General features: G+C 60.3%; 21 protein-coding genes. 10 read left to right on the top strand and 11 right to left on the bottom strand.

The window, feature by feature from the left end:
• Positions 1 to 15: 15 nt before the first annotated feature.
• Together PYR71_RS15345 and PYR71_RS15340 are read right to left on the bottom strand one after the other, a co-directional pair.
• Positions 16 to 195 (bottom strand): hypothetical protein, encoded by a 180-nt coding sequence (locus PYR71_RS15345; RefSeq protein WP_275619957.1) that lies wholly within the window; start codon positions 193 to 195, stop codon positions 16 to 18.
• Positions 196 to 464: 269 nt separating this feature from the next.
• Positions 465 to 674, bottom strand: coding sequence for a hypothetical protein (locus PYR71_RS15340; RefSeq protein ID WP_246720377.1), 210 nt, complete (start codon positions 672 to 674; stop codon positions 465 to 467).
• Between PYR71_RS15340 and PYR71_RS15335 the strand changes: the two genes are divergently transcribed.
• The 4 genes from PYR71_RS15335 to PYR71_RS15320 all read left to right on the top strand — a co-directional run bounded on the left by PYR71_RS15335 (position 673) and on the right by PYR71_RS15320 (position 3176).
• The gene (locus PYR71_RS15335; protein WP_275619956.1) at positions 673 to 1245 is read left to right on the top strand and encodes a hypothetical protein; all 573 of its coding nucleotides are present in this window, start codon (positions 673 to 675) and stop codon (positions 1243 to 1245) included. The genes PYR71_RS15340 and PYR71_RS15335 overlap by 2 nt on opposite strands.
• Positions 1242 to 1511 (top strand): hypothetical protein, encoded by a 270-nt coding sequence (locus PYR71_RS15330; RefSeq protein ID WP_275619955.1) that lies wholly within the window; start codon positions 1242 to 1244, stop codon positions 1509 to 1511. The genes PYR71_RS15335 and PYR71_RS15330 overlap by 4 nt, the downstream gene beginning before the upstream one ends.
• Positions 1512 to 1709: 198 nt before the next feature.
• Positions 1710 to 2630: a hypothetical protein gene (locus PYR71_RS15325; protein WP_275619954.1), complete on the top strand. Its 921-nt coding sequence runs from the start codon at positions 1710 to 1712 to the stop codon at positions 2628 to 2630.
• A gap of 186 nt (positions 2631 to 2816) precedes the next feature.
• The gene (locus PYR71_RS15320) at positions 2817 to 3176 is read left to right on the top strand and encodes a low affinity iron permease family protein (RefSeq protein ID WP_275619953.1); all 360 of its coding nucleotides are present in this window, start codon (positions 2817 to 2819) and stop codon (positions 3174 to 3176) included.
• A gap of 15 nt (positions 3177 to 3191) precedes the next feature.
• On the opposite strand, the gene PYR71_RS15315 is transcribed toward PYR71_RS15320, so the two are convergent.
• Together PYR71_RS15315 and PYR71_RS15310 are read right to left on the bottom strand one after the other, a co-directional pair.
• Entirely contained in the window at positions 3192 to 3599 is a 408-nt protein-coding gene (locus tag PYR71_RS15315; protein WP_183916138.1) for a low affinity iron permease family protein, read from the bottom strand.
• Between the two features lie 149 nt (positions 3600 to 3748).
• Positions 3749 to 4048, bottom strand: coding sequence for a DUF6074 family protein (locus PYR71_RS15310; RefSeq protein WP_183916140.1), 300 nt, complete (start codon positions 4046 to 4048; stop codon positions 3749 to 3751).
• Between the two features lie 193 nt (positions 4049 to 4241).
• On the opposite strand from PYR71_RS15310, the gene PYR71_RS15305 reads away from it, so the two are divergent.
• Positions 4242 to 5507 (top strand): glycerate kinase type-2 family protein, encoded by a 1266-nt coding sequence (locus tag PYR71_RS15305; protein ID WP_275619952.1) that lies wholly within the window; start codon positions 4242 to 4244, stop codon positions 5505 to 5507.
• 12 nt (positions 5508 to 5519) lie between these two features.
• Here PYR71_RS15305 and PYR71_RS15300 read toward each other — a convergent pair whose 3' ends face one another.
• The 7 genes from PYR71_RS15300 to PYR71_RS15270 form a co-directional block, all read right to left on the bottom strand.
• On the bottom strand, positions 5520 to 6473 hold the full coding sequence (locus PYR71_RS15300; protein ID WP_275619951.1) for an NAD-dependent epimerase/dehydratase family protein: 954 nt from the start codon (positions 6471 to 6473) through the stop codon (positions 5520 to 5522).
• Between the two features lie 98 nt (positions 6474 to 6571).
• Entirely contained in the window at positions 6572 to 7528 is a 957-nt protein-coding gene (locus PYR71_RS15295; protein WP_275619950.1) for a lytic transglycosylase domain-containing protein, read from the bottom strand.
• A 155-nt stretch (positions 7529 to 7683) separates the two neighbouring features.
• A complete protein-coding gene (locus tag PYR71_RS15290; protein WP_097579062.1) occupies positions 7684 to 8343 on the bottom strand; it encodes a peroxiredoxin in 660 nt (219 codons plus the stop codon).
• 380 nt (positions 8344 to 8723) lie between these two features.
• Positions 8724 to 9707, bottom strand: coding sequence for an ABC transporter permease (locus PYR71_RS15285; RefSeq protein WP_183916148.1), 984 nt, complete (start codon positions 9705 to 9707; stop codon positions 8724 to 8726).
• Positions 9704 to 10699 carry an ABC transporter permease gene (locus PYR71_RS15280; protein WP_183916150.1) on the bottom strand — a complete coding sequence of 332 codons (996 nt, stop codon included), beginning with the start codon at positions 10697 to 10699 and terminating at the stop codon, positions 9704 to 9706. The genes PYR71_RS15285 and PYR71_RS15280 overlap by 4 nt, the downstream gene beginning before the upstream one ends.
• Positions 10696 to 12228 carry a sugar ABC transporter ATP-binding protein gene (locus PYR71_RS15275; protein WP_183916152.1) on the bottom strand — a complete coding sequence of 511 codons (1533 nt, stop codon included), beginning with the start codon at positions 12226 to 12228 and terminating at the stop codon, positions 10696 to 10698. The genes PYR71_RS15280 and PYR71_RS15275 overlap by 4 nt, the downstream gene beginning before the upstream one ends.
• Positions 12229 to 12304: 76 nt before the next feature.
• Positions 12305 to 13444, bottom strand: a complete 1140-nt coding sequence (locus PYR71_RS15270) for a sugar ABC transporter substrate-binding protein (protein WP_275619949.1) — start codon at positions 13442 to 13444, stop codon at positions 12305 to 12307.
• A 224-nt stretch (positions 13445 to 13668) separates the two neighbouring features.
• Here PYR71_RS15270 and PYR71_RS15265 point away from each other — a divergent pair, with 224 nt between their 5' ends.
• The 5 genes from PYR71_RS15265 to nirB all read left to right on the top strand — a co-directional run bounded on the left by PYR71_RS15265 (position 13669) and on the right by nirB (position 20763).
• Positions 13669 to 14673: a LacI family DNA-binding transcriptional regulator gene (locus tag PYR71_RS15265; RefSeq protein ID WP_275619948.1), complete on the top strand. Its 1005-nt coding sequence runs from the start codon at positions 13669 to 13671 to the stop codon at positions 14671 to 14673.
• Between the two features lie 83 nt (positions 14674 to 14756).
• Positions 14757 to 15344, top strand: a complete 588-nt coding sequence (locus tag PYR71_RS15260) for an ANTAR domain-containing response regulator (RefSeq protein WP_064825174.1) — start codon at positions 14757 to 14759, stop codon at positions 15342 to 15344.
• 34 nt (positions 15345 to 15378) lie between these two features.
• A complete protein-coding gene (locus PYR71_RS15255; RefSeq protein ID WP_275619947.1) occupies positions 15379 to 16662 on the top strand; it encodes a CmpA/NrtA family ABC transporter substrate-binding protein in 1284 nt (427 codons plus the stop codon).
• A gap of 390 nt (positions 16663 to 17052) precedes the next feature.
• The gene (locus tag PYR71_RS15250; protein WP_183916161.1) at positions 17053 to 18294 is read left to right on the top strand and encodes an MFS transporter; all 1242 of its coding nucleotides are present in this window, start codon (positions 17053 to 17055) and stop codon (positions 18292 to 18294) included.
• An 18-nt stretch (positions 18295 to 18312) separates the two neighbouring features.
• A complete protein-coding gene (nirB, locus tag PYR71_RS15245) occupies positions 18313 to 20763 on the top strand; it encodes a nitrite reductase large subunit NirB (RefSeq protein WP_183916163.1) in 2451 nt (816 codons plus the stop codon).
• The last annotated feature ends 4 nt before the right edge of the window (positions 20764 to 20767 follow it).

Raw genomic sequence — 20767 nt, 5'->3', positions numbered from 1 at the left:
TTGAAGCGGCCGTCTCTAATAGCTGCACGAACGCCCGTCGCCGGGTCGGAAGCCGTCGTCGCAGGCGCGGTTCATGGAATCGCCCGGCTGATACCCTGATGCCGAGCCATAGGAATTTGGCGGCGTCGAACAGGCTGAAGCAAGGACCGTCAGAATAACTGTTGCGGCTGTCAAAGATGCCCGAAATTTGTTCATAAATTACTTCTCCCATCGCCGCTTCGCTCGGTAAGCGAGAGCGCCTCCCTCGAGAAAAGTGGAAGCGTTTCCCGAGCTCATCCCCTGAAGTCACTCTGCGATTAGATATAGGCGCTCGCCTCGACGGACGTCAGCTCCAGCCGCAAAAATTCTTGCCGACCTTTATAAAACTATGCAAGACAGCAGGATATCGCCAGCTAGAGCACCCGACGCATCTGCCCCGGAAGCGGTACTGACTTCCGGGGCAAGTTGATAAGCGAGGCGAGCTTTCACCGGCAAGCATTTGCCGCATCAGGCTGTGTCGAGTTATTGCCGGAGGTGGGAGCCGGGTTACCGGTGCCGCCGGCCTGTTGGCGCTGACAATCGTTCGGATCGCCGCCGGAGCCGGTCGCACCGGTCCCACCGGCGCCGATAGTCGTATTTGCGCCGGCACCGTTGGAGTTGGTGTTGCCGGAACCGCCAGTATCCGAACCAGACATGGTGCCGCTGCCCGAACCTGAAGCTCCGCTGCCGCTGCCCGATCCCGAGCCTCCACCTGATTGCGCCATTGCCGACGTTGCCAGACCAATCGTGATTGCTGTTACTGCCATCACTTTCAGAAGCATTGGATATCCTCCTCGCTGCTTCATTGCCGATAGGCAGCAAACAAAAGCCTCTAGAGATTGTTTCGGTTCGGAAGCGTACAGGAACGTGCCTGCGTCGCGCACCGCCTCCGTGGCTGACCGAAAGGTCCGCGGAAACGCCTTCATTCTTGACTCGGAGGTCGATGAGAACATAATAGGAACATCGGCGAGGCGGCAGGTGAAAATCGGATTGAAAGCTCTGAAGGAGATCGAGGTCGTGCGTCCGCAGGCAGCCGAGAAATTGGCAGAAGAAACATTGAGAGAAGAAGTCGACGCAGTTGTCGCTTTTCATCAAGGGGACGTCCGTGCCGCCATTACGACGCTGCTGCTGGATTGCCATCATCTGCGACTTCAGCTTGCCCTGCGAGATAAAGACGTGAGCCGCGCCATCGCATGTGAACGGACAACACGTTTTGAAGGGCCATGAGACATCGTCGTGGCATCGGCCTCGCGCCCCCTGATCGCCATGCCGTCGAAATCGAAAAGGCAACATTGGCGACGTTACCGGAGTGGTGCATCATTTATGCCCGTTGCCGCGCATGTCGCCGCCAGATGTTTATCGACCGCTGGGATATTGCCCGGCGCTGCGGCCAGAACCTGTCTCTCGCCAGTCTGGCCAAACGCCTTCAATGCCAAGGATGCGGCAACCGCTCCGGCAATCTGCTGCTCCTTCAAATGCTGCCGCGCGATTGACAGGAAATCGCCCACTTCAAACCGACCGCTCCCACCGGCCGGGAACAAATGCCGTGCTTAAAAGTTGTGTGGCATCAACCACGTAACGTCGCCTTTAACAGGAGGTCTCTCATGGGTCGCGGTATTCTACTTTGGCTGCTCGGCGTTCCACTGCCTATCATCATCCTTTTGGCTCTGTTTATGCGATAGGAACGGATCATGTCGGTTTCAATGACAGAGTCCGGAGAGGTTGCTGCTCCGGTCGAATCCTCCAATTCAGCCATGACATGGGGGCCCATCTTCGGTGGCGCAGCCGCCGCGATCGGAGTGACCCTCATCCTTCTGCTTCTGGGATCCGGGCTTGGGCTGACGATGGTGTCGCCCTGGTCAGGACAAAGCAGTTCGCTCGGAACACTCGGCATTACGGCGGCGATCTGGCTCGTCTTGGTGCAATGGCTCTCCTCGGCGCTCGGAGGCTATGTTACCGGCCGCCTGCGCACAAAATGGGCGGCCGTCCACACTGATGAGGTTTTCTTCCGCGACACCGCGCATGGTTTCATAAGCTGGGCTCTGGCGACGATCTTTGTCGCCGGGTTCCTTGCATCGTCGCTGACAGCGCTGGCGGGTGCCGGTGCGCAGGCGGTGGGATCGGCCGCGTCAGCGGTAGGCTCAACCGCCGCGGCCGCCGGTACGGCAGCGGCGTCGTCGGCAAACTCGCCGCTGGATCTTTCCACCGCCTATTTTACCGACGCCTTGCTGCGTCCCGATCAGGCGCGCGCGGCAGCGACATCCAACGATGCTGCGGCAACATCGGAAGTCTCCCGCATCCTCCTCAATGGCGCTGCCGAAGGGCAAATTCCAGATGACGACAAGGCCTATCTTGCGACAATCGTCTCTGCGCGGACCGGTCTTTCCGAAGCCGATGCACGCACCCGGGTCGATACGGTGCTGAAACGTATCGAAGACGCCAAGGTGGCCACCCAGAAGGCTGCCGACGAGGCACGAAAAGCCGCCTCGACCACGGCATTGCTTGGGTCCTTGTCGCTTCTGGTGGGCGCTTTCATAGCCGCTGCGGCCGCAGCTCTGGGAGGGTCGCAACGCGACGCAGAGGAAGATCTCGTCGTCACTTCCCGCCTTTAATTAAGCGGGGGCGCTGGCTTTGCTGCGCCCCGTTATTTGAATACCTCGGCTCTGCAATGAGCCTAGGAGTAAGAATACGCGTCACGCTAGAAGCGGCACAAGCAATTTCAAAAATCGCGACATGCCTGGTAATGGAAACGAGTCCGATCTGCTCCATCTTCCCTCGTACGGGCTGTGGAGAGCCATATGCGCTGGAGCTTTCGACTGATTTCCGACCTCGCCGTAGCATGGGCAGGGCATCGCGTGCTTCTTGCCGCGCTGATCGCATTCACAGCTATATGGATCGCGGTGGGTTTGAGCTTTTCCTTCCCCCGGCAGTGGTTTTTGCTGACCAACATGGCGGGGACACTCATCACATTCTTCATCTTGCTACTAGTGCAGCATTCTCAAAATCGGGACATGAAGGCGCTCCATACCAAGGTCGACGAACTGATCCGATCAAGTGAGGCAGGAAACCATTGGATCGCGGCGGAGAAGAAAGATGTCGACGCGATTGAAGGCATGCGGCAGAAGCATCAAGACCAAGTTTTACAGAAGCGAGCCTGACGTAGTGCCGCGCATTTAATCAGCTGTCGCCTCTATCGTAGATTTCTCGTCCGCCTTCTCTTCAACGCTTTCAGCCTTTTCTGCAAGCGCCTTGCTCATTTCTCTGAGCTCGCCCTCGTCCAGCTTCTCGATGCCGACAAATTTGTTGGCGGCTTGGCTCGTGAGAATGAGTTCGTCAAGCTTGGCCTGCAGAGCTTTTCCGTCTCGATTCTGGCTGTTCTGCAACACAAACACCATCAGGAACGTGATGATGGTGGTCGTGGTGTTAATCACAAGCTGCCACGTTTCGGAATAGTCGAAGTAAGGCCCGGAAATCGCCCAGAGGAGTACGAGCATCAGAGCTGCGACAAAGGTGAATGGCCTTCCCGACAGTTCGGCGACGGCGGTTGCGAAGGATGAGAAAAAGTTAGATTTGTTCGACATTCGAGAAGGCTCCCGCAGCGTCAATGCTGTCAATCGACAACATCAACTCCAGATCCGGGCGGAAGTTCCTCATGCTGACGAGGTCGATCCGGACCGCATGCTCGATGCATGAGATTGCAGGTCAGAGGCGTTGGATTCAACCTGATGAATCAACGTTTCCGCGATTTGGCAACGGCCTGTTTCTGGTGGCTGAGGACCAGTTCGATCTGGACATCTTGTTGAAACTCCATCACCCGCTGGCCGACATCGCTCTCCGGCATTCCCGCGGCTAGAAGCTGATCGGCAAGCCTGCGGCACTCGGCCTTCCAGAATTCGATCGCCTCCGCGCCATGCCGGCGGCCGAGTTCCCGAGCGCAGCGCTCGACATTGGCAGTTCCGGTTGCGGAGGGAAAGGCAATAACCTTGCCTTCGTGAGAGGCGGCGGGGCGGCAGGTCGTTTCAGTGGCCATCGAACACAGGTTTCCTTTGATCCTATATGCTGTCTACGGGACGATGGTTAATGCTTTCTATTCGTTCGCCTCTTTCAATTGCAGACTCTGCGTCACTGCCGTCAGATCATCGCATCTTCGCCCTTGACGCCGCCACGCCGATGCGCCGACAGTCTCCATCATAATTGACAGATTGAGGCAGCAGAGACCACCGATGACGATAACCGCCCCCCGCGATTTCCTGAAAAGCCTGTTCGACGCGGCGGTTCGCGCGGCCGATCCGCTGACCGGCATCAAATCGCACCTGCCGGAGAAACCGAAAGGAAGAACTGTGGTGATTGGCGCCGGCAAGGGTGCGGCGCAAATGGCGCAGGCGCTCGAAAGCGCATGGGAGGGACCGATCGAGGGATTGGTGGTTACCCGATACGGCTATGGCTGCGAAACGCGCTTCATCGAGATCATCGAGGCAGCCCACCCGGTGCCCGACGCTGCTGGGTTTGCTGCCGCGAGACGGTTGATGGAAACGGTGAACCGGCTGACGGAAGACGATCTCATGATCGCGCTGATCTGCGGCGGCGGCTCGGCACTGCTGCCCGCCCCGCCGGAAGGGTTGACGCTCGAAGACGAAATTGCGCTCAACGAAATGCTGCTTGCTTCGGGCGCGCCGATCTCGGCGATGAACGTCGTGCGAAAACATCTCTCCACTATCAAGGGCGGAAGGCTGGCGGCAGCGACGAAAGCGAGAGTCGTCAGCCTGATTGTTTCCGACATTCCGGGCGACAACCCAGCCCATGTCGCGTCCGGGCCGACGGTTCCTGATGATTCAACGCGGCACGAAGCGCTGGAGATTATCAAGCAATATGGATTGCAGCTGCCGCGGGCCGCCCTTGATCATCTGAACTCGCCAAAGGCCGATGCGCCGCGGCCGGATGATCCGGTGTTTTCACGGCACGAGCACCACATCATTGCCTCGGCCGGCGTATCGCTGGAGGCTGCTGCCGCCCTGGCCAAATCGCAAGGGATCGAACCGGCGATCCTTTCGGATGCGATCGAAGGTGAATCGCGCGATGTGGCGCTGGTGCATGCGGCAATCGCCCGCGAGGTGCTCGGCCGTAACAGGCCTTTTTCGAAGCCGGTCGTCATCCTGTCCGGCGGCGAGACGACGGTGACGCTGCGGGCGAAGGGCGGCAAGGGCGGACGAAACGGCGAATTCGCGCTCGCCATGGCGCTCGCGATCGACGGACAGCAGGGCATTCATGTCCTTGCCGCCGACACGGACGGCATCGACGGTTCGGAAGACAATGCCGGCGCCTTTGCCGATGGCGGCACGTTCAAGCGCCTTCGCGCCGCCGGTCTCGATGCGCGCCGACTGCTCGACGGCAATGACAGCTATTCGGGCTTTGCGGCCGTCGGCGATCTCTTCGAAACCGGCCCGACCGGAACCAACGTCAATGACTTCAGGGCTATCCTGATCGCATAAGACCCGGCCGGATCAGGTCTTGATCCGCCCCTGCCCGATCAGCCAGCCGACCGATTCCTGCACCGCCTGCAGCGACGTATATCGCGGCGTGTAGCCGAGCAGGTGTGCGGCTTTGGCGATCGAGCAATTCGGACTGCGGGCGATATGCTCCCATGTCGCCTCCGCATCCTCGGCCGTCTGACCTACGGCCCAGGCGTCGAACGGCGCGAAGGTGAGGTTCGGCTCCCGCCCAAACCAGCGCGACATGGCTTCCGCATAACCGCGAAGGGTCAGCGCCTGCTCGGAAACCGCATGGAAACTCTCACCGATCGACGCGTTCCAGTGGGCAATTGCATCCATGAACATCGCCGCCACGTCATCGGCGTGGACGTGATGAACGGTCTCCAACCCGAAATTGGGCAGGGCCAGGGTGTCTCCGCGGGCAAGGGTCGAGAAGACCTGCAGATTGAAATTGCCGGCCGGATTGAGCGGCGCCCATCCGGTGCCGACAATATGGCCGGGATGGATGATGGTTGCCGGGAAGCCTTGCAGCCTTGCCTGCTGCAGCAGATAGGTTTCGATCGCCGCCTTCTGGATACCATAGTCACCGAACGGGGACTTCGGGACTTCCTCGCGTGTCGGCACCGTCGTGGGGTAGCCGTGCGTCCAGATCGTGCCGGTGTGCAGGAAATGGCCGACATGCCCGGACAGGGCCGTCACCAGCTGCTCGGCACTTTCCAGCGTGAAGCAGATCATGTCGATGACGATATCGGCTTTCAATGCGCGTACGGCCTGGCCGAAAGCACCCGTCCGCTCCATGGCCGCCCTGTCGATCTGCCGCTGATCGACGAAGGCCCAGGCGCGGCTTGCCGTATAAGGCTTTGCCGCACCGCGGCTAATGGTGACGACGTCGTGACCGGCCTCCACCAGACGGGGAACGAGATGGGTTCCGACATGGCCCGTCGCCCCGATGACCAACACCCGCATTGTCGTTCCTCCTTAGCCGCGATCCCGCGAGACTATGCTGCTCCATCCGGCGATGCCGCAAGCGGACTTTTCGTCTCAGAATGCGGAAGCCGCCCCTGCTATCGATTTTTGAAGACAAGGCAGGTGCCGCCGTGCTTTCGGATCTGGTTGCAGACATGGTTGGCTTCCACACGCGTCTGCCGAGCGATGCGGGCGACATAACGCGGGCGAAAGCCGAAGCTGCGGTCGCGCTGGCGCAGGATCAGCGGCTGTTCCGCATCCAACGGCGCGGGCAGATCTTGCAGGGCCTCCAGAAACAGACGCCGGGCAACCGCGACATCGGCGTTTGCCGCCAGTTGGACGCCCCACGGCGCCCAGTTGCCTTCCTGACGCCAGGGCGTGTCTTTCAACGTCCGCCTCTCGGCAAGCGCCACGCAACCATCGAGAAAGGGCTTCTCCTTGTCGAGCGGGGCTGCCGCATTTTCCGGCGGATTATCCTTCCATTCCTCGACCGTATGGGCGGTGATCGCCATCACATAGCCGCGCGTCTCGTGAGGTAATCTTCCTGACGTAAGATAAGCCGCAAGGCCGTTTTCGCCGGCATTATAGGCGGCGGCGGCAAGGCCGAGATTGCCGAAACGATTGCGCAATTCGTCGAGATATTGCGCCGATTTCCGCAGGGCTTCCAGCACCTGGTAGCTGTCTTCGAGACCGCGCAGTTTCGCCGTTCCGGGCATGAACTGCGCAATGCCCTGTGCTCCTTTGAAACTCACCGCGTCAGGACGAAAGGTGCTTTCGCGCCAGATGAGGCGGGCGAAATAAGCCGGCGGCAATTGATTGGCCTCGGCGAAATGCTCGATCGCAGCGCAGAGGTCGCGATTGAAACTGTCCTGGCGGATGCAGAGCATCTCGCCTGATCCCGAGGCAGCAGGCCCGGAATAGAGGCAGGCCGGTGGCGCGTCGCTTCCTTCCGGTTGGGCCTTTGGCGTCTCCGCCGTGGAAAACAGGAAGCAGAGCGAAAGCAGGGCCTTCGCCAATCTCCTCCCCATGTCGGACTGACGTTTTCGCCCTATCATCGGATCTCGGCAGGTTCGACTTCCATCGCGACGCTGACCCTAGATAACATCAATCGAGGCGTGAAGCTTCCCCATTTTCCGCAATGCCGGCATGAAAAAAGCCGCCGGACCATATGGCCGCGGCGGCTTGCAAACAGCTTGAATAAAAACAGCCATCAGGCTGTCGGCTGCTTCGTCTTCCTGAGATAGGGCAGAACCGTATCGAAGGAGCCGAAGCGCGTGATCGCGTCTTCGTTGGACACTGCCGCGGTGATGATGACATCCTCGCCCTGATTCCAGTTTGCCGGCGTCGCCACCTGGTGCTTTGCCGTCAGCTGGATGGAATCGATCGCGCGCAGGATCTCGTTGAAATTGCGGCCGGTCGTCATCGGATAGGTCAGGATCAGCTTGATCTTCTTATCCGGGCCGATGATGAAGACCGAACGCACCGTCGCATTGTCGGCGGGCGTACGGCCTTCAGAGCTCTCGCCGGCGCCGGCCGGCAGCATGTCGTAGAGCTTGGCGACCTTGAGGTCCTTGTCGCCGATCAGCGGATAATCGACGTCGAAGCCGGTCGCGGTCTTGATATCGCCCTTCCACTTGGCATGGCTTTCGACCGGATCGACCGAGATGCCGATGATCTTGACGCCGCGCTTGGCAAATTCGCCTGCGAGGCCTGCCATGACGCCGAGCTCGGTCGTGCAGACAGGCGTGAAATTCTTCGGATGCGAGAACAGAACGGCCCAGCCGTTGCCGATCCAGTCATGGAAGCTGACCGGTCCCTGCGTGGTGTCGGCAGTAAAGTCCGGAGCGATGTCGTTGATACGTAAGCTCATGGTCGGCCCTCCAAAGCCGTTGTTGGATTTCGTTATCTCAGATGGCGGTCATGGGAACTGCCTGCCGCAGTCGTGATAAAATTACGATCGCCAACGACGCATCAGCTGCGAGCAAAAAAACTCCCCCGATCCCAAGGTTTTCGCTGCATTTCTTTAAAGTATATAGCACGAGAACCAAAGGCATGCTCTTTCGATTTGCAGCCTGCGCCGGCATTTATTTTTCCGGCAGGCTGGCGCGATGAAGAGACCACGGCAGCAAATATCGATCCTGCACAAGCCACTGAACGCGCGGACGGGGCTGCGTCCTTTACATGGTTGAACGGACCGTCGGCTGTAGGAGACTTTGACGACGCGCAAACAATTGCCGAGGGGCGACACAATCAGGCCAACTTCTGACGACCGTAGAGCAGAAGCATGCCGATGATGACGGCGCCGTAGATGAGCTGACGGCCAGCCTCTTCGATCTGCATCACCGAAAGGATCGATTGGAGGAGCGTGATCAGGATGACCCCTGCCACGGTTCCGAGGTAGGAACCCTTGCCGCCGAGCACATGCGTACCGCCGAGGACCACGGCAGCAATCGAGGGCAGGAGATAGGCATCCCCCATCGATTGCGACGCCTTTGACGCATAGCCTGCCAGCAGGACGCCACCGAGTGCGCTCAGCCCGCCTGACATGACGAAGGCTAGCAAGGTGATGCACCGGGTGTCGATGCCGGACAGATAGGCGGCGCGCTCTCGGTTTCCGATGGCGTAGAGCGACCGCCCAAAGGTCGTGCGCGTCAAAACGAAGACGGCGACCAGACCGACGGCCAGCCAGACGAGAACACCGTTCGGAAGGCCGGAAATAGTATAGCCGGTGGCCAGGAACCGCATGGCCGATGAGGCCGAGTCTTGTGGAGAAAAGCCGCCGGTATAGACGACCATAAGACCTTGAGCGACCGCGTTGGTCGCCAGCGTGATGATCATTGAGGGAATACGGAGATAGCCGACCGCCAAACCGTTAACCAGACCGATCGCGGCGCCGCACAGGATGCCGAACGGGATGGCCAGAACCGAGCCTGCCGTGCCGTAAGCGGTCGCAGCGCAGGCCATCATCGCGCCTGTCGTTACGACCCACGGCACTGACAGGTCGATCTGGCCGAGCAGGATGACGGCCATCATGCCGGTGGCAATGACGCCGAGGAATGAGGCCACCTTCAACTGCTGCAACAGATAATCAGGCGAGAGGAAATTCGGCGAATAGATCGATCCTGCGAGCAGGAGCAGGATAATGCAGCCGAAGGCAGTAGCCACCGCCGGATCGACGCCGCGCAGGCGGGCAGGCACTCGAAGCTGGCGCATGGAGGACGCTTCCTCGCTCATTGAAACCACTCCAGCCGATTGCGAACCCGTACAAGCCCGATGCAGCCGATGCTGATCGCCAGCATCAAAACCACGCCCTGGAACAGCGGCTGCCAAAGCGGATCGAAATCGAAGACGAACAGCAAGTCGCCGATCGTCCGAAATGCCAGGGCGCCGAAGACGGCGCCGACGGCGCTTCCCTTGCCACCCGCAAGGGACACGCCGCCGAGCACCACCGCCGCGATAGAGTAGAGGGTGTAGGCGTTGCCGCTGGCAAGTGCCGCCTCGCCGGTATAGGAGAAAAAGGTGAGATACAGACCGCCAATCGCCGAAAGCAATCCCGCGAGCGCATAGGCCGCGAATTTTGCCAGCTTGACGGGCATTGCCGACATATAGGCAGCATTTTCGGCCGAGCCTACGGCGTAAGCCGCCCTGCCGATCGCCGAGCGGCTGAATGGCACCCAAATGACGATGATCGTGATTAGAAGCACGACAAAGCTGGCCGGAACGATCCCGAAAAGCTTGGATGTGAACGCGTCGGCCAACTCCTCATTGACCGAGCCGCCGGGCGTTGGACGCAGCAGCAGCGCCAAACCGTAGAAGATCGCGCTGGTAGCGATGGTCGTGACGATCGGCTGCAGCCGGCCGAAGATGATAATGAGCCCATTCAACATGCCGCAGCCAAGCCCGGCAAGCAGCACGACGACGACACCCGCGCCCGTCTGCAGCGGCGTGCCGACGACCAGCCAGGAGGCGAGGCAATTGCACAGGACCAAAACCATCCCGGCAGAGAGATCAATGCCGGCAGTAATGACGACAAGGCTTTGTGCCATCGCGACGAATGCTAGCAGCGTCGCCTTGTTAGAGGCAGTTTGCACGACGTTGGGCGTGAACCCCGCCGGGTGATTTGAGACATAGAGGGCAAACATCGTGACGAAGAGGAGAGCGGCAAACAGCGTTCCCTTCTGCTGCGCATACCAGAATCGCCGTTCGCCGAGAACAAGTCTGTTCATTGAACTGTCCTTCGCTGGTCGCCGGCGATGTTCAGAGCCGCGCTGATCAGCTCATGTTCGTTGATGTTTGCGCCTTCAAGCTCGCGGATGATGCTGCCGTCATACATGACGAGGACGCGGTCGCAGCAGCCAATCAGCTCGTCATAATCGGTGGAGTAAAAGATGACCGCCGCTCCCGCATCCGCAAGCCTGCGCAGCAGCAGATAGATTTCCTGTTTGGTGCCGACGTCGATGCCGCGTGTCGGATCGTTGAGCAAGATGATACGTGGCCGGTTCATCAGCCATTTGGCGATGACGACCTTCTGCTGGTTTCCGCCTGACAGGGCGGCAACGGGCATGTCGAAGTTCGCGGCCTTGATCGCCAGGACCTTGAACAGTTCATCGATTTCGCGTCGCTCGGCGGCCCGGTCAATGACGCCATTGCGCGAAATGCGATCGAGCGCGGCAATCGATAGATTTTCGCGTACTGTCATCGGCAGCATCAAGCCTTCGGTTTTCCGGTCCTCGGGAATCAACGCCATCGAAATACCGGCGGACTTGGCATCACGGGGGCTCTTGAGCCTGATCCGTCTGCCGTCGATTACGATTTCCCCCTTGACTTCGCGCAGTACGCCGAAGAGGGCCAGGAGCAATTCGCGCTGCCCCTGCCCGTCCAGACCGCCAAATCCGATGATCTCGCCGGGCCTGATGCCGAAGGTGACGCCGGAGAGCCGCTCGCCCCAGGAAAGATCGCGGCACGAAAGGATCGGTTTTTCTTCCCGTCGGTGCGGCGGTTTCGGCGGAAAAACATTGTTGTATTCCCGACCGATCATCAGTTCGACCACCTGCTGATCGGTTTTGGTGCCGGCCGGGTAGGATTCGATGCTGCGGCCGTTGCGGAAGACCGTGCACTCATCCGCCAATTGGGCGATTTCATGCATGCGGTGGGAGATGTAGATCAGCGCCATCCCTTCGGCCCGCAGGCGCTTCAGCACGGCAAATACCTTTTCGACATCCGATTGTGTCAACGCCGACGTCGCCTCGTCGAGAATCATCAGCCGCGGCTTTCGGGCGAGCGCCTTGGCAATTTCGACCATTTGCCGCCGCGACAATGGCAGGTCTTTGACCAAAACGGAGGGATGAATGTCGGAGGCGCCGGCGCGCGCCAGCGCTTCCTCGGCGATCCTCCGCTGCCTGCGCCGGTCGATCATGCCGAACCTCTGCGGCGGATTGCTGATGACGATATTGTCGGCAACCGACAGATCGGGAATGAGCGAAAGCTCTTGGAAGACACAGACGATGCCCGCCGCATTGGCGGCTGCCGGCGAGGCAAAGGTGATCTCCTTGCCATCGAGCAACATGCGCCCTTCGTCCGGCGTCACCACGCCGGCCATGATCTTGATCAGCGTCGATTTTCCCGCGCCGTTCTCGCCGAGGACGGCATGGATCGCGCCCGGCCGAACGACGATATCGGCATTCTTGAGCGCAACAGCTCCGCCATAGCGCTTCGATATGCCTTCCATGCGGAAAAGCGGTTCGGGCAAAGTCATACGTTCAGCCTCCCTTCGGTCTACCATGGTCGAGATTGCGGGCGCGAACACCCGCAATCACATCCGAGGACGGCTGCTATTGATTTTCTTTGGACTGCCCCATGATCTCCTGGGCGGTGAAATTGATGCCGCAGGTGGGGAAGGAATTGCCGACGAAGAAGTTGTCGGATTGAGTGGGATAATAGTCCTGACCTTCCTTGAAGTCCGGGTCGGACACAAGTGCGGTCGGCAGCTTGATCGCTTGCGGCACCACTTGACCTTCGAGGGCAGCGATCGCAGTCTTGATGGCAACAGCGACCTGGGCGGGACCTGTGCCGGCGGATGAGCACTTCAGGCCATCGGCGGCATGGGCTGCACAGAATTTGCGGAAGCCGTTTTCCGTCTCGCCGCCGAATGGCACGAAGGGATGTTTGGCGTCGATCATGGCCTGCACGACGCCGGTATCGCCGCCCTGGGCGGTAATACCGTCGAACGGACCGTTGGTGGCAATCGCATCGGCGGTCGCCTTCTGGGCAACGCCGTCGTCCCACTTTCCAACCACCTCCGTTACCGTGAATTTCTTGCCTGAAGCATCGAGAGTTTCATGAATGCCATTGTGACGATCCGTATCGACGGAAGTACCGGCGACGCCGCGCACTTCCAGCACCTTGCCGCCGTTTGGCAGATGCTTGATCAGCCAGTCGGCCCAGATGACGCCGAGCCCCTTCTGATCGACATTGACGTTGATCGCATCCTTGGTGTCGAGGATATTGTCAAAGGCGACGAGGATGACGCCGGCCTGCTTAGCGCGTTTGATTACCGGGCCGAAGGCGGTGGGATTCTGCGCGTTGACCACGACGGCGTCGTAACCGGCATCGATGAAGTTGTTGATGGCAGAAATTTGCGCCGGCACGTCCTCGCCGGTCGAAACGACCTTGAATTCCTTCAGCTTGGCCGCGACATCGGGCTGAGCAGCATAGGCCTTAGCCGTCTGTACCATCTGGATACGCCAGGTATTGGCGATATAGCCATTGGCAAGCGCGATGCGGTAAGGGCCGTTCTTTTTTGGATATTGCAGGAACTGCGTGTCCGCGGCCCAAGGCACCATGCAGCCGGGGTCGGCGGCGGGGCCGGAGACGATCTTCGGTTCCGCGCCGGCCGTGCCGCAGAACAGAATGAGCGCGGGCGCGGAAAACGCGGCAATACGGGCCAACTTGGCTTTTTTCACCTTTTGCATAAATGTCCTCCTCCTCAGGCGGACCGAGCCGCCTCTCCTATGCTTTTGATTGGCTTCTTGGTCCCGGAAGGCTCCATCCCGTCATTTCCGGTACAATTTGAAACTAACATAGTTGACAGCGCTGTCAAATCGCATTTGCTAGCGCTACCAACTGTAGATCAGAAAATATTCTTGACGTCGAAAGAATATGAGAATCAATATTCTATAACCACGGTGAGGCTTCGATGCGGCGAATAACACTCGATGATGTGGCAAGCCTTGCCGGCGTTAGCCCGATCACGGTGTCAAGGGTATTGCGCAAGCCCGATGCGGTCTCTCCGGCCCTGCGCGTGCGCGTCAACGCCGCCGTCAAGGAACTTGGCTATGTTCCCAATCTTGCGGCAAGCCGACTGGCCTCCTCGCGCACGCATACAATCGGTGTGATCGTTCCGACCCTCTACAACGTGATTTTTGCCGAATATTTGTTCGCGCTGCACGACATTTTGGTGGCCGCCGGCTTTCATGTGCTCGTCGTTAACAGCCGTTATTCCCAGATCGAGGAGGAAAATGCCATCAAGGCTCTGCTCGGGCAAAGGGTGGAGGCGATCATCATCACCGGCACCCATCACACACCGCTCTCGCGGCAGCTTCTCTCCCAGGCACGCCTGCCGGTGGTCGAAACCTTCGAACTTTCACCGGAACCCATCGATCTGAATATCGGTATGTCGCAGGAAAACGCGGGACAGACGGCCACACAACACCTGATTGGACTCGGCCTCCGGCGGATCGCCTTTCTGACCGGCAATCTCGATCACCGTGCACAGTCACGTTTGGACGGCTGTCGGCTGGCAATGGAGCAGGCGGGACTACGACCTGCCGAGATCATTGCGCGGAAGCCGCGCCATAGCTCCGTTGCGCTGGGTTCCGATCTTTTCGCGATGACGCACGAAAGCGGCGACATGCCGGAGGCCATCTTCTGCACGGACGACAATCTAGCACTCGGCGCCATGCAGGAATGCCGCAAACGCGGGATGCGCGTGCCCGATGACATCGCGATCATGGGATTCCACGATCTTGAATTCGCCGCCTGCGCCGCTCCTTCCCTCTCCTCAATCGCGACCCGGCGATTCGAGACCGGAAAGCTGGCTGCAGAGCGCGTGCTTGCCGCCCTGAACTCCTCCCGGACGCCCGCGGCGGAGCAAATTGATCTGGGCTACACGCTGATTGCGCGCGAAAGTACGGCAGTCTGATTATTATTTGTGCACTGGTTTTTCCGCACAGTTTTGAGGCGGCCACCTTGCCAAAATTGCTGCAGTGCGTCATAAATAGAGCAATGACGCATCTCGATTTGACGATTCTGGTGATCGACGAAAATGCCATTCGCGCCTCCATCATCGAAGAAGGGCTGCGCGAGGCAGGGCATGCGCGCGTCACCGTGGTGCATGAGGTCAATGGTATCGCCCGAACCATCGAAACGCTAATGCCGGACGTGATCATCATCGATATCGAAAACCCCAACCGCGACATGATGGAGCATCTGTTCCAGTTGACGCGCACGGTCAGCCGTCCGATCGCCATGTTCGTCGATCGCTCCGACACGGCCTCGATCGAGGCTGCGGTCGATGCCGGGGTCTCCGCCTATATCGTCGACGGATTGAAGAAGGAACGCGTCAAACCGATCCTCGACATGGCCGTCAGCCGATTCAACGCCTTCAGCCGGCTGCGGCGGGAGCTTGCCGATGCCCGCTCGGCGCTGGAAGAACGCAAGCTCATCGAGCGCGCCAAGGGCATATTGATGAAGAAACGCGGCCTGTCCGAGGAAGAGGCCTTCGCCCTGCTGCGGCAGACGGCGATGAACGAAAAGAAGAAGATGTCGGAAATCGCCCAGAGCGTGGTCACCGCCGCGGGACTTTTGATGTGATGGCGGGCCGCCTAAATTTCCGGAGGAAACCGGAGTGGATATGATGACGAAGACCGTCAGTTCCAGCGGCGGGCTGCCCTCGCCCGCGCATATCAACCATGAAGGGCCGAAAGTGCTGCGGGCCGGTTTCATTCCGCTCGTCGATGCGTCGGTGCTGATCGCGGCGGCGGAATTCGGCTTCGCGCAGAAGGAAGGCCTGACGCTCGATCTCGTCAAGGACGTCTCCTGGGCGAATGTCCGTGACCGTCTGGCATTCCGCCAATTCGATATCGCCCATATGCTGTCGCCGATGCCGGTCGCCTCCATGCTCGGCCTCGGCTCTAATCCCTCGCCGACAATTACGCCGTTTTCCCTTGGGCGCGGCGGCAATGCGATCACGCTGTCGGCGCAGCTCTTCCAGAGGATGCGCGATGACGCCGGCTTGCCGGAACCGGCAACCGCGCTGGATAACGCGCATGCCCTGGCAAAAACGATCGCGGCGATAAAGGCGCGCGGCGAGCCGCTGCCGACCTTCGGGGTCACCTATCCCTTCTCCTCGCATAATTACGAATTCCGCTACTGGCTGGCGGCTGGCGGCATCGATCCCGACAAGGATGTCAGGCTCGTCGTCGTGCCGCCGCCGCTGACATCGGACGCACTGGCAGCCGGGGCAATCGATGGTTTCTGCGTCGGCGCTCCCTGGAACATGGTCGCCTCGGAGCGGGGTCTCGGCCGCATCGTCGCCGCCAAACATGATATCTGGCCGTCGGCGCCGGAAAAGGTGATCGGCATGCGGCCGGATTGGGCGGAAAGCCATCCGGAGACTGTTTCCCGGCTGATCGTGGCGCTCGATGCGGCAGCCCGCTGGTGTGACCGTCCGGACAATCACGATGCGCTGGCCGCCGCTCTCGCCGATCCGCGATACATTGCCGCCCCCGACGATATCATTCGCCGCGTTCTCGCCGGCGAATTCAGCCTCGATGGAAGGGGAAACCGGCGCATCATCGCCGATTATTTCCAGTTTCATTCCGCCTTCGCCAATTATCCGAGGCCGAGCCATGCGCTTTGGATCTACAGCCAGATGATACGCTGGGGGCAGGCCGAGGCCAGCCTCAACAAGGCGCGGGCCGCCGCATCCGCCTACCGCCCGGATCTCTATCGCACGGCTCTCGGCGACGCCAACGCACCTGACGACGCCGATATCCGCATCGAAGGCAATGACGAAGGCGACCGCTTCATGGACGGCCACGTTTTCGATCCGACCGAACTGCCGGACTATGTGGCGCGCTTTGCCGTCAAGAGCGCCCTGCCCCTCGACTCCCATAGCGATGAGACCTGATCCATGCCGGCCTGCACAAAACGCCAGCAAAGTTCGACACTCCCCATCATCGCAACGCACAAAAGATTTGCACGTTTCTTGGTAGCCGCAAAAACGTGCAGACGAGTAGCCGTTCGAATTCTGTATCTGTTCAAGCGCTTAAAGCAAAGAAACAGAACTGGCACGCAGCTTGCAAGGCTTTTAACGCACAGATCAATGGCGATCAGCGCAGTATGAGGGCGCACTAGCCCTCACAGAAGACCATGAATTCGGCGTCCAACGGAGGGCGCCACCAGCAAAGCCGCTGATCAGGATATTCGCGCACTTCGTGCAGCGCAGCCTGACCAGCGGCTTTTTGTTTTTAACCCCCAGCGATGGATCGGCACGACTTTGTCGGGCCACGGAGAAGCCATGTCTGTCATCGAGAAAGCGCAGCCCATGTCCGCCGGCGAACCAGCCAAAGCATTGTGGATCTCCACGGTCGCCTTCACTCTCTGTTTCGCCGTCTGGACGATCTTTGCGATCATCGGCGTCCGCATCAAACAGGAGCTCAACCTCAACGAGGCCGAGTTCGGATTGCTGATCGGCACCCCGGTTCTCACCGGTTCGCTCGTGCGCATCGTCCTCGGCATCTGGACAGGGCGTTACGGCGGCCGTCTCGTTTACACGCTGACGATGCTTGCCGCCGCAGTGGCGACCTTTCTGCTCTCCTATGCCCACACCTATACGCAGATGCTGATCGCCGGCCTCGGCGTCGGGCTTGCCGGCGGCTCCTTCGCGGTCGGCGTCGCCTATGTCTCGCCCTTCTTCCCGGCGGAAAAGCAAGGCACGGCGCTCGGCATCTTCGGCGCCGGCAATGTCGGCGCGGCTGTGACCAAATTCGCCGCTCCCTTCGTTCTGCTCGCCTGGGGCTGGCAGGCGGTTGCGGAAATCTGGGCCGTCTGTCTGGCGGTGATGGCCATCGTCTTCTGGTTCACCACCACGGACGATCCGGCCTTCCGTATTCGCCGCGAGCGCGGCGTCTCCTCGAAGAGCCTCGCCCAGGAATTCGCGCCACTGCAGAACGTCCAGGTCTGGCGCTTCTCGCTCTACTATTTCTTCGCCTTCGGCGGCTTCGTCGCCCTGTCGCTGTGGCTGCCGCGTTATCTGGTCGGCGTCTACGGCTTCAACCTCGAAACTGCCGGCATGATCGCGGCCGCCTACTCCATCCCGGGCAGCATCTTCCGCGCCTTCGGTGGTGTGTTGTCGGACAAGAAGGGCGCACGCAGCGTGATGTATGCGATGTTTGCCGTGTCGGCCGTGGCCACGCTCATTCTGTCGCTGCCGGCTGCGACCATCACGCCCGTCATCTTCATCGTCGTCATCTTCGTGCTCGGCTTCTTCATGAGCCTCGGCAAGGCCGCCGTCTACAAGCACATTCCGGCCTATTACCCCGACAGCGTCGGCGCCGTCGGCGGCATCGTCGGCATGATGGGCGGTCTCGGCGGCTTCATCCTGCCGATCGCCTTCGGCCTCCTCAAGGACATGACCGGCCTCTGGTCCAGCTGCTTCCTGCTGCTCTTCGCGATCGTCGCGATCTCGCTGATCTGGATGCACCTGTCCGTCAAGCAATTGTCGCGTCAAGGGCACTCCGCGCCCGTGGCTGCAACCTAATCCAAGGGACTTGAACGCATGACCGAAAAACTCGTCATCATCGGCAATGGCATGGCGCCCGGGCGCATGCTGGAGCACCTCTTCGAACGGGCGCCCGGACGCTATGAAGTCACGATCTTCAATGCCGAGCCGCGCGTCAATTACGACCGCATCATGCTGTCGCCGGTTCTCTCGGGAGAGAAGGACTACGAGCAGATCATCATTCACGGTGACGGCTGGTACATCAAGCATGGCATCATGCTCTACAAGGGCCACAAGATCGTCAACATCGATCGTGCCGCCAAGACGGTCACCTCCGACCACGGCGTCACCGAAAGCTACGACAAGCTGGTGATTGCCACCGGCTCCGTGCCCTTCATCATCCCGGTTCCCGGCAAGGATCTGCCCGGCGTCATCACCTATCGCGATCTCGACGACGTGCAGGCCATGCTGCTTGCCGCCCAGTCGCGCGAAAAGGCGGTCGTCATCGGCGGCGGTCTGCTTGGCCTCGAAGCGGCGGCCGGCCTCGCCCAGCGCGGCATGGACGTCACCGTTCTGCACGTCATGCCGACGCTGATGGAGCGCCAGCTCGATCCCGCCGCCGGTTATCTCTTGCAGAAGGCGGTCGAGGAACGCGGCATCAAGGTCATCTGCAAGGCCAATACCAAGGCGATCATTGGCAATGGCAAGGTCGAAGGCATCGAACTTGACGATGGCCGCATCATCCCGGCAACTCTCGTCGTCATGGCCGTCGGCATTCGTCCGAGCGTCGGCCTGGCGAAGGACGCCGGCCTTGCGGTCAATCGCGGCATCGTCGTCGATAACGGCATGCAGACTTCGGACGGCGATATCTTTGCGCTCGGCGAATGCGCCGAGGTCGGCGGCATGGTTTATGGCCTGGTCGCGCCGCTTTACGAAATGGCTCGCATCGCCGCCGCGCATCTCTCCGGCGACCGTTCGCCGGCTTTTGTGCATGCGGACACGCCGACCAAGCTCAAGGTCACCGGCATCGAACTCTACTCGCTCGGGGATTTTGCCGACGGTGACGACCGCGAGGAGATCGTGCTGCGCGATGCCAGCGCCGGCGTCTACAAGCGCCTGGTGCTTAAGGACAACAAGATCATCGGCACCGTGCTTTACGGCGAGACCGCCGACGGCGCGTGGTTCAACGATCTGAAGAAGAAGGCGACCGATATTTCGGAGATGCGCGAGACGCTGATCTTCGGTCAGGCCTATCAGGGAGGGTCACCGCTGGACCCTATGGCGGCCGTTGCAGCCTTGCCGGATGACGCGGAAATCTGTGGCTGCAACGGCGTATGTAAAGGCAAGATCACCTCGACGATCACGAGCAAAGGACTGACGTCGCTCGACGATGTGCGCGCCCATACCAAGGCATCGGCCTCGTGCGGCTCCTGCACTGGTCTCGTCGAACAGCTGATGGCGCTGACGCTCGGCGACGGCTACAATCCGGCCGCCGTGCAGCCGATGTGCACCTGCACCGAACTCGGCCATGACGATGTTCGCCGCCTGATCAAGGCAAAGGGTCTGAAGAGCATTCCCGCCGTCATGCAGGAATTGGAATGGAAGACCTCCTGCGGCTGCGCCAAGTGTCGGCCGGCGCTCAACTATTACCTTGTCTGCGATTGGCCGGACGAATACGCCGATGACTACCAGTCGCGCTTCATCAATGAGCGCGTCCACGCCAACATCCAGAAGGACGGCACCTACTCCGTCGTGCCGCGCATGTGGGGCGGCGTCACCAATTCGAACGAGCTGCGGGCCATCGCCGATGTCGTCGACAAGTTCGAGATCCCCATGGTCAAGGTGACAGGCGGCCAGCGCATCGATCTGCTCGGCATCGAGAAGGAAGACCTGCCCGCCGTGTGGGCCGATCTCGGAAAGGCCGGCTTCGTCTCCGGCCAGGCCTATGCCAAGGGCCTGCGTACGGTGAAAACCTGCGTCGGTTCGGACTGGTGCCGGTTCGGCACCCAGGATTCGACGGGTCTCGGCATCCGCATTGAGAAATTCATGTGGGGATCATGGACGCCGGCCAAACTGAAAATGGCCGTGTCCGGCTGCCCGCGCAATTGCGCCGAAGCGACCTGCAAGGATATCGGGGTGATCTGCGTGGATTCCGGTTTCGAGATCCATTTCGCCGGTGCCGCCGGTCTCGACATCAAGGGCACCGAGGTGCTCGGCCTGGTGAAGACCGAGGACGAGGCGCTGGAGCATATCGTGGCGCTGACGCAGATGTATCGCGAGCAGGCCCGCTATCTCGAGCGCATCTACAAATGGGCCAAGCGGGTCGGTCTGGACGAAATCCGCCGCCAGATCATGGATGATGGTGAAAAGCGCAAGGCCTATTACGACCGCTTCGTCTTCTCCCAGAAATTTGCCCAGGTTGATCCCTGGTCGGAGCGTGTTTCCGGCAAGGACAAGCACGAATTCAAGCCGATGGCGACGATCGGCTATCCGCAGGCAGCCGAGTAAGGAG

The sequence above is a fragment of the Rhizobium mulingense genome, assembly GCF_029194105.1.
GTDB lineage: Bacteria > Pseudomonadota > Alphaproteobacteria > Rhizobiales > Rhizobiaceae > Rhizobium > Rhizobium mulingense.
This window is presented reverse-complemented; position numbering and strand designations above follow the sequence as displayed.